The 13,298-nt window shown below is 45.1% G+C and carries 12 protein-coding genes, 1 tRNA gene and 1 pseudogene; 9 read left to right on the forward strand and 5 right to left on the reverse strand.

Annotated features, from left to right (window positions below; genetic code table 11):
- Window positions 1–207: 207 nt before the first annotated feature.
- The 3 genes from BMW65_RS09995 (at window position 208) to BMW65_RS10005 (ending at window position 2,954) form a co-directional block, all read left to right on the forward strand.
- Window positions 208–783, forward strand: a complete 576-nt coding sequence (locus tag BMW65_RS09995; protein ID WP_143053854.1) for a hypothetical protein — start codon at window positions 208–210, stop codon at window positions 781–783.
- A gap of 144 nt (window positions 784–927) precedes the next feature.
- Complete coding sequence (gene htpG, locus BMW65_RS10000) at window positions 928–2,817, forward strand: molecular chaperone HtpG (protein WP_090605007.1); 1,890 nt, start codon at window positions 928–930, stop codon at window positions 2,815–2,817.
- A 63-nt stretch (window positions 2,818–2,880) separates the two neighbouring features.
- A tRNA-His gene (locus BMW65_RS10005) sits at window positions 2,881–2,954 on the forward strand.
- A 78-nt stretch (window positions 2,955–3,032) separates the two neighbouring features.
- Here BMW65_RS10005 and BMW65_RS10010 read toward each other — a convergent pair.
- Complete coding sequence (locus BMW65_RS10010) at window positions 3,033–3,221, reverse strand: hypothetical protein (protein WP_090605008.1); 189 nt, start codon at window positions 3,219–3,221, stop codon at window positions 3,033–3,035.
- A 247-nt stretch (window positions 3,222–3,468) separates the two neighbouring features.
- Between BMW65_RS10010 and BMW65_RS10015 the strand changes: the two genes are divergently transcribed.
- A complete protein-coding gene (locus tag BMW65_RS10015) occupies window positions 3,469–3,681 on the forward strand; it encodes a hypothetical protein (RefSeq protein ID WP_143053855.1) in 213 nt (70 codons plus the stop codon).
- Window positions 3,682–3,797: 116 nt separating this feature from the next.
- On the opposite strand, the gene BMW65_RS10020 is transcribed toward BMW65_RS10015, so the two are convergent.
- The 3 genes and pseudogenes from BMW65_RS10020 to BMW65_RS10030 all read right to left on the reverse strand — a co-directional run bounded on the left by BMW65_RS10020 (window position 3,798) and on the right by BMW65_RS10030 (window position 4,708).
- Window positions 3,798–4,058 (reverse strand): hypothetical protein, encoded by a 261-nt coding sequence (locus tag BMW65_RS10020; protein WP_218145380.1) that lies wholly within the window; start codon window positions 4,056–4,058, stop codon window positions 3,798–3,800.
- Between the two features lie 68 nt (window positions 4,059–4,126).
- Window positions 4,127–4,324: pseudogene (locus BMW65_RS24845) on the reverse strand (type II toxin-antitoxin system RelE/ParE family toxin); the annotation flags it as partial.
- Between the two features lie 87 nt (window positions 4,325–4,411).
- Window positions 4,412–4,708 carry a hypothetical protein gene (locus BMW65_RS10030; protein WP_090605012.1) on the reverse strand — a complete coding sequence of 99 codons (297 nt, stop codon included), beginning with the start codon at window positions 4,706–4,708 and terminating at the stop codon, window positions 4,412–4,414.
- 305 nt (window positions 4,709–5,013) lie between these two features.
- Here BMW65_RS10030 and BMW65_RS10035 point away from each other — a divergent pair, with 305 nt between their 5' ends.
- Window positions 5,014–5,895: an Rpn family recombination-promoting nuclease/putative transposase gene (locus BMW65_RS10035; RefSeq protein WP_090605013.1), complete on the forward strand. Its 882-nt coding sequence runs from the start codon at window positions 5,014–5,016 to the stop codon at window positions 5,893–5,895.
- A gap of 99 nt (window positions 5,896–5,994) precedes the next feature.
- Here BMW65_RS10035 and BMW65_RS10040 read toward each other — a convergent pair whose 3' ends face one another.
- Window positions 5,995–6,498, reverse strand: a complete 504-nt coding sequence (locus tag BMW65_RS10040) for a hypothetical protein (RefSeq protein WP_090605014.1) — start codon at window positions 6,496–6,498, stop codon at window positions 5,995–5,997.
- A gap of 494 nt (window positions 6,499–6,992) precedes the next feature.
- On the opposite strand from BMW65_RS10040, the gene BMW65_RS24145 reads away from it, so the two are divergent.
- From BMW65_RS24145 to BMW65_RS10055, 4 genes are read left to right on the forward strand one after another with little or no spacing between them, the layout of a single operon-like run.
- Window positions 6,993–7,130, forward strand: coding sequence for a hypothetical protein (locus BMW65_RS24145; protein WP_177181074.1), 138 nt, complete (start codon window positions 6,993–6,995; stop codon window positions 7,128–7,130).
- A 53-nt stretch (window positions 7,131–7,183) separates the two neighbouring features.
- Complete coding sequence (locus BMW65_RS10045; protein ID WP_090605016.1) at window positions 7,184–10,393, forward strand: SusC/RagA family TonB-linked outer membrane protein; 3,210 nt, start codon at window positions 7,184–7,186, stop codon at window positions 10,391–10,393.
- A 10-nt stretch (window positions 10,394–10,403) separates the two neighbouring features.
- Complete coding sequence (locus tag BMW65_RS10050) at window positions 10,404–11,792, forward strand: RagB/SusD family nutrient uptake outer membrane protein (RefSeq protein ID WP_090605017.1); 1,389 nt, start codon at window positions 10,404–10,406, stop codon at window positions 11,790–11,792.
- Window positions 11,776–13,263: a TlpA family protein disulfide reductase gene (locus tag BMW65_RS10055; RefSeq protein ID WP_177181075.1), complete on the forward strand. Its 1,488-nt coding sequence runs from the start codon at window positions 11,776–11,778 to the stop codon at window positions 13,261–13,263. The genes BMW65_RS10050 and BMW65_RS10055 overlap by 17 nt, the downstream gene beginning before the upstream one ends.
- The last annotated feature ends 35 nt before the right edge of the window (window positions 13,264–13,298 follow it).

Genomic DNA, 13,298 nt, shown 5'->3' on the forward strand with positions numbered 1-13,298 from the left:
TGGCAAGGCCTAACAGGTGTCACATCCCGTTAGGCCTTGTTGTTGGCAAACAGGTGTGTTAGCACGTAGGTTTTGGAACGGCGTTTGTTAAAAAAATTACCAAAAGAAGATTCAATTGCTTATCTTAGAAACGGTAGGGTGTCTTGGGAGGTCATCTTGCCAGTTATTCATTTTATTAGTTTACTTATTTATTAAATTGGAGGAGTTATGGTTAATTTAATTGTAATGTTTATTGCCGGTGCCGCCATAGGCCATGGCAATCCATTGAAAGATGATGTGGGGCGCAGTAATGGCCAATTTGCCGTTGACCAACGCGGGAAGTTTGTCGTTTATCATTCCGAAACATTGCCCGGCGAGGTAAGTTTTTCTGCCGTTCAGGCACATTTATCGGCATTTCTGGAAGCAAAAGGCAATAAGGTAATAGTCCGGAGTGCGACCCGTCTGGAAAGTGAGGGCAGTGCACCCATGAAAAAGCATGCAGGGATTGGCAACTACGTGGCTGGGACGGTCAATTATAAGTTGGTTGTGGAAGACAACGACGGTGAACTGAACTATTGGTTTACTGACCTGACGTACCAACCGTACCGCAATGATCGTTATGGAAAACGCATCAAAGCGACAACAGCACCTATTCCATTAGAAAGCCAGCTGAGCAAACTGAATGAAGAAGTATGGAAAAAACAGCGGAATCATGCTTATGAGGCTATTAGCGAGGTAGCTAATCAAGTAGCCAAGCAGCTGGCCACCGTGGACAAACCGAAAGTAATTACGACCAGCATGTAACGCAGATCAACGGTTTTTGCCACAGTATAGGGGGTGTTTGCAATCAAACACCCTTTTTTGTTGTCATGTTGTCCTGTCATCCTGACTGTATTGTATTATTGGAACACATATTGTTTAAAAGAGGCAAACGAACGAATAGTCAAAATGAACGAAAAGGGCAACATTTCTATCCACACCGAGAATATCTTTCCGGTGATCAAAAAGTTTCTGTATTCAGACAATGAGATTTTCCTTCGGGAACTCGTGTCAAACGCAGTGGACGCCACGCAGAAAATCAAACGATTGGCTTCCCTAGGGCAGTATAACGGGGAGCTTGGCGATACCACCATAGATATCGCGTTTGATGAAAAAGCCAAGACGATTACCATTTCCGACAATGGCATCGGTATGACTGCCGAAGAAGTGAAAAAGTATATTAACCAAATTGCTTTTTCAGGTGCCACGGAGTTTGTGGAAAAATTTAAGGAAGCCAAGGATGCCAACGAAATTATCGGGCGTTTTGGGCTTGGCTTTTATTCGGCCTTCATGGTGGCGGACAAGGTGGAGATTCAGACCTTATCTTATCAGGAAGGGGCTGAGCCTGCACGTTGGGTTTGTGACGGCTCCACCTCTTATGAGATTTCGGAAGGAAGCCGTACGAAACGGGGTACTGATATCGTCCTGTATATCAATAAAGATTCCGAAGAATTTTTAGACAAGGGTAAGCTCCAGGAGATATTGGAGAAATATGGCAAGTTTTTGCCAGTCCCAATTCGTTTCGGCACCCGCACCAGCAGCGAGCCCGATGGCGAAGACGAGGAAGGCAAAACGAAGTATAAATCGGTGGAGGTAGACAACATCATCAACAATCCCCAACCAGCCTGGACGAAATCGCCATCGGAATTAAAGGACGAAGACTATTTGGCGTTTTACCGCGAGCTTTATCCTTACTCCTTCGACGAGCCACTTTTTTGGATTCACCTGAACGTAGATTACCCGTTTAACCTCACCGGCATCCTCTACTTTCCAAAAATCAAAAACGATTTTGAATTCCAGAAAAATAAGATCAAGCTTTATTCCCGCCAGGTGTTCATTACGGATGAAGTAAAAGATATTGTTCCGGAATTTCTGATGCTGCTGCACGGTGTTATCGACTCACCGGATATTCCATTGAACGTATCCAGAAGCTTTTTGCAGGCCGATAGCAACGTCAAAAAGATAAATGCCCACATTACCAAGAAAGTCGCCGATAAGTTGGCTGAGTTGTTCAAAACAGACCGGAAAGGGTTTGAGGAAAAATGGAAGGACATTAGCCTTTTCGTCAAATATGGAATGCTCAGTGATGAAAAATTTGCCGAAAAAGCCAACGATTTCTGTTTACTGAAAAATACCGAAGGCGAAATCTACACCCTCAAGGAATACGCCGAGAAGGTGAAGGATATCCAGCAAGACAAAGATGGCAATGTGGTGTACCTCTATACGCATGATACCGCACAGCAGGACAGCTATATCGCTACGGCTAAGGACAGCGGATATGATGTGTTGGTATTGGATTCGCCAATAGATAGCCATTTCGTGGCATATTTAGAGCAGAAAAACGAAAAGACCCAGCTGAAGCGTGTGGATGCAGACGTCATTGACAAGCTCATCCAAAAAGCGGAATCCAAGACATTACAACTGACTGAAGAAGAAAGCAAGGCGGTAACGGCGCTGTTTGAGCAGGCTATCAGTAAGGACAATATGAACGTACATGTGGAAGCACTCAACGAGCAAGAGCTGCCGGTGACGGTCACCCTTGACGAATTTATGCGCCGGATGAAGGATATGGCACAGACGGGTGGCGGCATGAACTTCTATGGCTCAATGCCCGACAATTACAAAGTGACCGTCAATGGCAATCACCCCTTGATTAAACGCATCCTTTCCAACGAAGATGAAGAGGCACGTCGGCAATTAGCCAAGCAAGCGTTTGATTTGGCATTGCTTTCACGCGGCTTGCTCACTGGAAATGAGCTTACTAACTTCGTGAAACGGAGCGTCAGTCTAATTGGTTAAGGTTTTTTTTAAAATTGTTGTTGGATTGTGAGGCGATTATTATCTTTGCAATCCATTAACACGGTGGGTATAGCTCAGTTGGTTAGAGCACTAGATTGTGGTTCTAGGGGTCGTCGGTTCGAGCCCGATTATCCACCCCGATGGCAAAAGGCACTTACGTTTGTAGGTGCCTTTTTTGTGTCGTTCGGGTGTCTGCGTTTTTTGATGTGCGCTTGTCAATCTACTATATTCAGTTTTATTTTTAGTTTTTTGCTGATTTCAACCCCTTTGTAATGTCCGTTTACCATTCTGGTAAGTATCTCTCGGCTTACACCGATTTTTTCGGCAACCTCTTTGATGGTTCGCCGAGACTTTACGATTTCAAGTTTAAACTGGAGGTTTTCAGGATACTTTGATTCTTTCATTTTATTACGTTTGTGAAATACAGGAAACCAATGGGAGTGGGCAATCTGTTTTTCGGTTCATGTTTATTCATAGATATAAGACCGTTTTTATACTCAAGTTGGAGAAGGTATCTGATTTCGGTCAATCCATGAGGGTTGTAATCCCTTCCCTGGAGACAAAATAGATATCAATCCCTACCTTTTTGATTATCGGAGATATTTTTTAGCGCAATTGCGTACATTTACAAACACAAAGAAAGTGAGGGAAATGATGTTAAAGACAGCTTCATTTTTTAAGGTAGAAAAAGATCTTTTTTATAAGCAAGGCGAGGAAAAGGGAGCCGAACAAAAAAGCTATGAGGTTGTAAGCAATCTTATTTTAGATTTCGGTTTCAATGATGAGCAGGCTGCTCGTGCGTCCCAAACCTCCATCGATTTTGTCAAGAAAGTCCGCGCTGATCTGGACAAGAAAAAGAAATAGCGATAATTGCTGCTATCGTATATTGGTATTGATCATCCGTCAATCGGCGGATGTTTTTTATTTGCAGTCACAGAGTTTTTCAACGGTTTGTTGAAAGCAGATTGCATATTGTCCCATTATAACCCCACTATTTTGCCAGCAATTTCCCTGCAATGCTCAATATCGCCTAACAGGCCCATCCTTCCCGTTTCAATCTTGAAAAGGGTAGAGGCAATGACTTCTGCATCCGCTCCATGTATTTTTAGGCTGAATATCTGAGGAACATAACTATGGTATTCATCTCTTGCTTCTTCGTATACATTCACGCCAATCGGATCCCATTCAGTCCATAGGATCTCGTCAATTTTTTGATAAAGAATCTTCTGTTCAATGGTCATTACCATATTATTTTTTCTTCGAATACAAATTTGTTCTGCCTTTCGAGGGGTGGGGTTGGATGATTCTCTTAGAAGATGGCGGAAGGATGCCGTTTGGTATGAAATACAGATAATACGACAACTTTTACATTCGATTCGTCTATCCAATACACAATCAAATAAGGAAACACTTTCAGCGGTACCGCCCGTATCTCGTCGGGAAAACGGACTTGGAATAGTTTAGGATTTTTACTTATGGTGGTAAGGTATTTATTGACTTCTTTGAGTAGTCTGGCACCTAGTCCAGTTAACTGCTCTTCATACCATTCAAGGCTTCATCCAGTTCCAGCAACGCTTTTGGCGAAAGCTGGATTTCATAAAAGCCCATAGTGCTCTTTGATGGTTTCCCAAGCGACGGGTTTGTCTTTGCCGGACTGATAGTCGATTTTCCGTTGCCTAAACTCCGCAACATCGGAATCCGTTAGCCCGTACGATTTCATGAAATCAGTGGTTGGGATATCGGATGTATCTTCATTTAACAAAACATCAACACTATCCAATGTGACATTTTCGGAAGATAAATCGGTGGTAACCTTAAAATTGAGCGCCTTAGCCATGGACAGCAGCCATTGGTAATCGCGCTTACTTACATTGTCCAAAATCAACCGCATAATTTACGCTATCTTTATAGCAAAGATAAACCTTAACAGGCTTAGTTCCAAATTCACCCTTATTTTTTACCTTTCTCTGCATCCCGCTTGGCTTTGGCTGCGGCTAATTTTGCTTTGTACCTATGACAATAACAATAATTTGGCAAGGGCTGCCGCATCGGCCGTCTTTTGGGTGTACATCGCAATACGGTCGCTGCTTTTATAAAGGATAGCGGATCTATACATTAATAAAGGTCTACATTTATAAAAAAGACAATAAAACTAAATATTTTAGTTTTATTGTCTTTTTTGTTTTATATTTGCACATGACCAAATCAAAACAACCTACCATTGGAAAATTCATCGATCCATTGACGGATTGGGGTTTTCGTCATCTTTTCGGACAGGAACCCAATAAGGAGATACTGATAGAGTTTCTGAATGACCTGTTTCAGGGGGAGAAGCATATTGCTGAACTCGAATATGCTCCTAATGAACATGACGGAGATGATGGTACGGACAAACGCGTCATTTTCGATTTGCATTGTCGTGGGGATAACGGCGAATACTTCATTGTGGAAATGCAGCGCATTCGGCAGGATTTCTTCAAGGACAGGGCGTTGTTCTATGTATCCCGGCTTATTCAGCGGCTATTGCAGAAGGGGCAGGAATCAAACGATTATGAACTGCCGGAGGTTTACCTTATTGGCATTTTGGAATTTAGTATGGATGCAAATGAGCAAGATAGGTGCTTCCATGACATCGCATTGATGGAAAAAAACTCAGGAAAATTATTTTACAATAAGTTGGGTTTTAAGTTCTTGGAATTGCCTAATTTTGTAAGAAGTGGCGGCGATTTGCTTAACGACATGGACAAATGGATGTACCTGTTGAAGCACATGAGTACCCTGAAAAAAATTCCGACATTTTTGGATAAGCGGATTTTTCAGCTTATTTTTAAGATATCAGAAGTAGCAAAACTAAGAAAGGAGGAACGTATGGCATACGAAGCAAGTTTAAAGGCTAAGTGGGATACGCAGAATGCGTTTGAGTCGGTAAGACGAGATGGTATAAATGAAGGTAAGTCTGAAGTAGTGAGGAATTTACTCAATAACACCGATTTTCCCGTAGAGAAAATCGCATCCCTCGCCTCTGTTCCGGTTGAATTTGTTTTAAAGATTAAAGCGAAGCTGAAATATCGTGCGTAACTTTCTCACTGTCAACTGTAATTTCAGGGATGATGATAGGTTCTTGTCTGCGTAGTATTTTTTAGCCTCCAAAGTTTCTGAATGAGACATTGTTTAACTTTATCTGCCTCCTTTCAAGCCCACCCCTTCAAACAATACCTTAAACAACTCACCCGGCTCCTTATCCGCCGCCATTTCAATCAGTGCCAGCTCATAGGTTTCGATTCTATCAATGCCAAGTTTGGTAAGCCTCTGTAGCCGATCGCGCTTGATTCCGGTACGGTGAGCGAGAATATCAAGGTTATAGTCTTCCAGCGAAAAAATCAACTTGCCTGTAGGCGAGGTGTCAGGCTTGATATTTTTTGATATTGGTTTATCCGTATTTTTTAGCGTCAAGTCCGGGTAGACCTCTTTTAAATAAACTTCAATTGGGTCTCCGACAAAAAGCGCTATTTTGAAAGATTCAATAGCAAGAATTGACTTTACAGTGCCATTTCGCATATTTCTGATGCCCGCGATAGCAATGCCAGTAGCATCACTGATATCAGTACTGTCTAGGTCTTTGTTTTTTAATCTTTTAGCGAGATATGGGCCTAAATTATTATCTGGAGCTTCTACTTTCAAGGGTGACTATTTTCCCTTAAAAGTATTGCTAATAATAGTTAGAGCCAATTTCTTAATAAATACATCAATTTATTTAAATAATTTTTGAAATAAATTGATTTTTACCTATGTTTGCTATGTGAATTAGTATTGTATATGTTAAGAGATAAATGGATGGAATAATATATTTGTAGCGTCATTCGAAAAATATTGAGATGATGCTCGCTTAAAGAGCCTCGCAACCGCACGAACGTAGGAAATTCAAAACGGTAAGGTAGAGGGTAAGTGAGCGTCTGGTGATACCCCTATGAGCAATCATAGGGTACCAGGCCACTTGCGATTTACCTTCCCGGTACTTCCTTCGGGATTTTCCCTTAGGATAGTAGCAATATCAATAGGAAACTATTGTGAGCGCCGACCTACGCGGTCCGTCGTGCGGAAATCAAGAGTGGTCTGGCTCCTTCGGGGGCTGAAACCTACCTAAAAAAGTGAGGCTTTGATAAACGTCAAAGCCAATGAAAACAAAAAGAACCATCGCATCTAAACCCATCCAGCCTATCCATGATAGGAGGGATGATGGTCATTTGGTGTCCAAAGCGTGGAAGATTTCCACGTCTAATCTTTTTAAAAGTATCGCGAAAAATCCCGTTTGAATTGGTATCGAGAATGAATTAACACAATTTCTTACACCCAAATCAAACATTAAATGAAGCAAAAATTACGCTTAGGGGATAGCTATGCCCTTATACGATACATCAGCCTCTTGGCTATAACGATTACTATGTGTGCAGAAGCCCGCTCACAGCGCCCCGAGCCCTCGGGGCCTGTGCTGTCGGGCATTGTGGTTGACACGGCTGGCCTGCCGATAGCAGGTGCCACCATTACCACCAAAGGCACGTCAGACAAAACAATCAGTGCCGCCAACGGTCGGTTTACTTTTTATTCAAAGGTGCCATCCGGCACGCTTATGGTGAGCTACCTCGGTCACCGAACCGCCGACGAGAAATTTGGTGAAGGGAATATCGGGCCATTTCACATTGTGCTTATCCCGAATGAAAATATGCTCGATGAGGTGGAGGTATCCACGGGCTACCAAAAGCTATCGCCGGAACGGTCTACGGGAAGCTTTGTACATGTCGATAACGAATTGCTCAATCGAAGTTTTTCTTCGGATCTGTTGAGCAGATTGGAAGGCGTCACCAATGGGTTGCTTTTCAACCGATCGACATCGGGTACTCCGGTAGCATTGAGTGTCCGTGGGCCAAGTACTATCCACGCAGATGGTCAGCCGCTGATTATTCTGGACAATTTTGAATACAACGGCGACTTGCGAAACATCAATCCGAACGACATAGCAAGTGTCACCGTGCTGAAAGATGCCGGTGCTTCCTCCATTTGGGGGGCAAAGGCGGGGAATGGGGTGATCGTAATCACGTCCAAAAACGGCAGGTACAACGCAGCCCCGAGGGTCACGGTCGGTACCAACGTCTCTACCACAGCAAAGCCCGATCTATTTAGCCAAATGCAGGTAAGCAGTGGCGATTTCATCGATTTAGAGTTATTCCTTTTCAATCGGGGTTATTACAACAACACGCTTACCAACAATAGTAAACCCGCTGTGTCACCGCTAGTATGGCTATTGGCCCAAAGACGGGCAGGGCTGCTGTCTTCACAGGATTCGGCGGGTATGATAGATGCACTGCGGGGTTTGGATGTTAGAAACGATATTTCCAACTATTTGGACCGCACAGCTGTGGCACAGCAGTACACCGCTGCTATCAGCGGAGGAAGCCAACACCATAGCTACCATGCATCCGCAGGATGGGATAAGAACCTGACCAATAAGGTCGGCAATGGGTATGACAGGCTTACGCTGAATTTCAACAACACGTTTTTGTTGCTGCGCGATAAACTGGAAATCACCACAGGAGTAATCTATACGCAGGCCAAAGATGAGGAAAACGATCCGTTCGTTCCGATCAGTTACCCATACGCGCAATTGGCGGACGCTGGCGGGCGCAGCTTGCCGATAGCCCGGTATAACCAAGGGTTTCTGGACACGGTGGGCCAGGGCCGATTGCTGGATTGGACATATCGCCCGCTGGATGAATTGCGTCTCATGGACAATACGGTCAAAACAACTGACCTGAAATTCAACGTGGCGACCCAATATCGGCTCACTTCGTTCCTGAAAGCCAGCCTGCGCTATCAGTACGGACGGGGTATATCCAATAGGAGGGACCACCGAAGCCAGGCTTCTTTTTTTACGCGTGATCTGATCAACCAGTTTTCATCCATAGCGTCGAATGGCCAAGTGGCAAGGTCTGTCCCATTGGGCGGGATACTGGATTTGCGTTCAAACGAATACACCGCCCATCACCTACGGGGGCAATTGGATGTAGACAAGGCGTGGGGCATTCATTCCGTGAGCGGCATCATCGGCGGTGAGTTGAGCGACGTGGTCACACAATCGGCTGCCAATCGATTCTACGGCTACAACGAGGAGCGGGAGACGGTGGGTATCGTAGACCCCGTAAATTCATACACTAGCATGGTGACGGGGAGGTCAAACATCCGCATACCTGCTCCGCAGAATCTGGCTTACCTGACCGATAGGTTTGTGTCTTACTACGCGAATGCCAGCTATAGCTATGACAACCGCTATATCCTGTCTGCAAGCTTCCGTAGAGATGCGTCCAATCTTTTCGGGGTAGCTACTAACCAGAAATGGACGCCGCTGTGGTCTGCCGGGCTTGCTTGGAAAATCAGTGATGAGCGCTTCTATGGTGTGGATTGGCTGCCTTCCGTAAAGCTTCGTGCTACCTATGGCAAAAGCGGCAATATAGACCGGAATGTGACGGCATTTCTCACGGCAATGGCTTTTCCCGTAAATGAATATGGCCAGCCAACGATGACCATCACCAACCCACCGAATCCCGACCTCAAATGGGAAACCATCACAATGGTCAATACCGCCCTGGATTTTGCGCTTTTGAAATCCCATCGTGTCACCGGAAGCGTCGAATATTATTGGAAGATAGGCAAAGATTTAATGGGTGATGCCGAAATACCCTCTTCATCGGGCAGGAGCACATACCGTGGCAATACGGCAGCGATGGCTGGGCACGGATTGGATTTGACGCTCAATACGCAAAACCTTATGGGCAAACTCAGGTGGCGTACGGATGCAATGTACAGCTATACGTGGAATAAAGTAACCGAGTACTTGGTAAAGCCAGTAAATTTGAATAGCTATATGGGTGGGGCCTTCTTGGAAGGCAAGCCGATCCGGTCTTTATTCGCTTATAGGTGGGCGGGGCTGGATCCTTCAAATGGCAATCCGCGCGGGTATATCGGGGAGGATGTGTCAGCCGATTATTCTGCATTGGTCAATTCCACCGATTTGGGCGAACTGCTATTCGTGGGATCTGTTGTGCCAACGCATTTTGGCAGTCTGCGCAATACGTTTGACTGGAAATCTTTTTCTTTTTCGTTCAATATTGTTTACAAATTCGGCTACTTCTTCAGGAGAAATTCACTCGACTACGCTTCGCTGTTTTCGGGTTCCTATCAGGGCAATCCGGATTTTGTGACGCGCTGGCAGCAGCCGGGGGATGAAGCCACCACTGATGTGCCGTCGCTGGTTTACCCAGCAAATACGATGCGTGACAATTTTTACCGGAATAGCGAAATACTTGCCATCAGCGGGAGCCATATCCGGTTGCAGGATGTACGGCTGGCATATCACATCGCCAATCGGCAAAATGGAAAATTGCCATTTGAAGGTATTCAGGTATTTGCGATGGCCAGCAATTTAGGCTTGCTATGGCGATCAAACACGTACGGAATCGATCCCGATTCGCAGAATATTAGCCAATCCCACACCATTTCGGGAGGAATAAGGCTTGAATTTTAATGATAGAAAAATGATGAAAACAACATTAGTAATACGATACATCGCGGTCGTTTGTGTGGCTTTCACTGCCTCATGCAGCGACTATCTTGATGCCGTGCCCGACCGCTCACTGTCGGTATTGACCAAAATCAGCGAATACCAACAACTATTGGATAATGCGCAGATTTATATCAATGCGCCGGGCATTGCTGAAATAGGGACGGACGACCTCTACCTGACCAATGATATGTGGCTGGCAACTTGGGTATTGCCGAGGAATGCATACGTATGGGCAGCTGATTTTTACGAGGGTAATACTGCGGTAGGCTATACGTCCGACTGGACGTATCCATACGAAACCATTTACTACACCAATGTCGTGTTGGATGGATTGCGACGGCTGGAAGTAAGCAGCGCCGAATCGGACGAATACAATGAAGTGAAAGGACATGCCCTCTTTCTCAGGGCACTGCACCATTATTTTCTCCAGGAAATATTTGGACAGCCGTACCGTCCTGAATCGGCATCAGCTGATCTGGGAATCCCGCTTAAGCTGTCGTCTGAGCTATCCCAAACTCTTTATAGGGCTACGGTGCAGGAGACCTTTGGCCAAATCGTACGTGATTTGCAAGAAGCACTTGCCTTGCTGCCCGAAAACTACCAAACTGCAAATATGTTCCGTGCGTCGAAGGCGGCAACCCACGCATTATTAAGCCGGGTATACCTGACCCTGCAGGATTACGAAAAGTCGCTCGACCATGCCGACGCTTGCTTAGGCATGTACGATGTATTGCTTGACTTCAATGATTTAGCTCCGTCGTATAATCTGCCGTCACCGCATAATGCCGAGGTGTTGTTTAAGATAAGGCAGGTCGGACATTTGCCCGGATTGAATCCCATTATCGATCCGGGGCTTTATGCATCCTACAGTGATGACGACCTTCGCAAAAACACGTTCTTTCAACTACAAGAATCGTCCGGTACGCCAAGAATCAAGACCTTATATTCTGGAGGTACCACCCCGATGTCCGGACTCGCAACGGACGAGGTGTACCTCAATAGCGCCGAATGCCGTGCGCGGATGGGCGATAGCGATGGCGCGATGCGGGATCTCAACAAGTTGCTTGAACATCGGTATGCCGCCGGGAGTTTCGACCCCGTTGCGGCCGTCTCTCCCGATGAGGTACTTCGCAAGGTACTGCTCGAACGTAGAAAAGAATTGGTCTTCCGAGGAACCCGGTGGACGGACCTGCGCAGGTTGAACCAAGACCCTGCCTACGCCGTGACGTTGACAAGAACGCTGGACGGCACGGAATATCGACTGCCGCCCAATAGTTCCAACTATACCTATCCGATTCCCCTTAATGAGATTGTGATGAATGGTTTTCCTCAAAACGAACGCAATGAGACGTCTAATTAACAATAGGTTACATACTTGGATGCTGCTGTCTTTGGTCATCATCACCTGTCAGGCAATGGCATCAGAAAGCGTGCGTGAGCCGATAACCATTGAATTGAAATTTGCTGATAGTGCTTTTGGCAATGAACGGTTCGTGTTGAAATATTGGCATCAGCTTGTAGGTGTTTCTACTTCTTCTTTTGTGGTGCATGATGAAGTTGTAGGGGTCAGAACGGATGCAGGCAATTTTCGGTTCAGGGTATATCCAAGCAGTGATCAGGGGTATTTTAGCCTGGGTAAAGAAAAGGATGGATATTTCGAGCACTTACTGTATCACTATCTGGTCGAATCAGGAGATAGCGTCCTCGTTGTAATGAATGAAAGCAACGCCTTCGATGAGGTCTACATACAGAAGCAATGGAGTACATATTATGATGGATTTCGGAATTTCAAGTCTTATCGGCCATCTTTTTTTGGCAACGGGTCAGCAAAATACCAATGCAGATACAGTACCGATAGTTTGTCGTTGCGCTTGAGCGACGGCAAAGAAGATAAGAGCCGGGACGAGTCTTTAGCCATTCTCGCTGGATATGCGGATAAGATTGCACCGCATACTTATGAACGATTAAGGGCGGATATCGTGGGGAAAAATTTGCTGGAAAAATACCGGATGTTTAGTTGGGACGTTTTATCGCTGGCTAAAAAAAAGAATGGTTACGCAACCATAAAACAAATCCACGAAATGGGTTTCACCAAAAACAGTCAAGATAGCGCCTGGATAAACGTTGCCGTAAATTCGCCATTTTACTTGGAAAGCATGCTGGTGGGATTGCCCTACGCGATGATTACGGATAGTATGCCGACCCCTGAACGGATGCTTAAACAAATAGACGGCGGGTATAGCGGTTTGATAAAAGATAGATTACTCTGCCTATTGCTACTGACGTACCGGGATAGATTTGAAAGCCAAGCCACGGTCTACCGTCAGATTCAGCGTGTGGTGAGGAATGAAGGGTTGCAGAAGATGTTGCATAGTTATTCACAAAAATTCCTTCAGGGCGCTCCGGCCTTCCCTTTTGAATTGGAAGATGCCGACGGCAAATTAATAAAGCTGGCGGACTTGGAAGGCAAATTGCTTTTGCTGGATTTTTGGTTTACCGGCTGCTCCGGTTGCAGTCATTTTTTTATGGAAACATTGTCAACTATCGAAGAAGAGTTTCGGGGAGACAACCGCTTTGAAGTGATTTCGATTTCCATTGACCAGGACAGAAAACGGTGGCTTAACAGCGTCGATAGTAAACGTTATACATCGGAAGAAGCAATCAACGTGTATACGAATGGCGATGGCTCAGCTCATGAATTGATTAAATTTTACAACATCGAAAGTTATCCTACTATCGTCATCATTGACAATAAGGGAAGGTTGTATGGCATCTATCATCAAGGACAGGTATCAAATGCCACAATTCGGGCGATGTTGGATCCCGTGTAATTGGATATAATAAAAGAGGGGAGTCCAATCAAGTG

It is taken from the genome of Parapedobacter koreensis (assembly GCF_900109365.1).
In the GTDB taxonomy this organism is placed as follows: domain Bacteria; phylum Bacteroidota; class Bacteroidia; order Sphingobacteriales; family Sphingobacteriaceae; genus Parapedobacter; species Parapedobacter koreensis.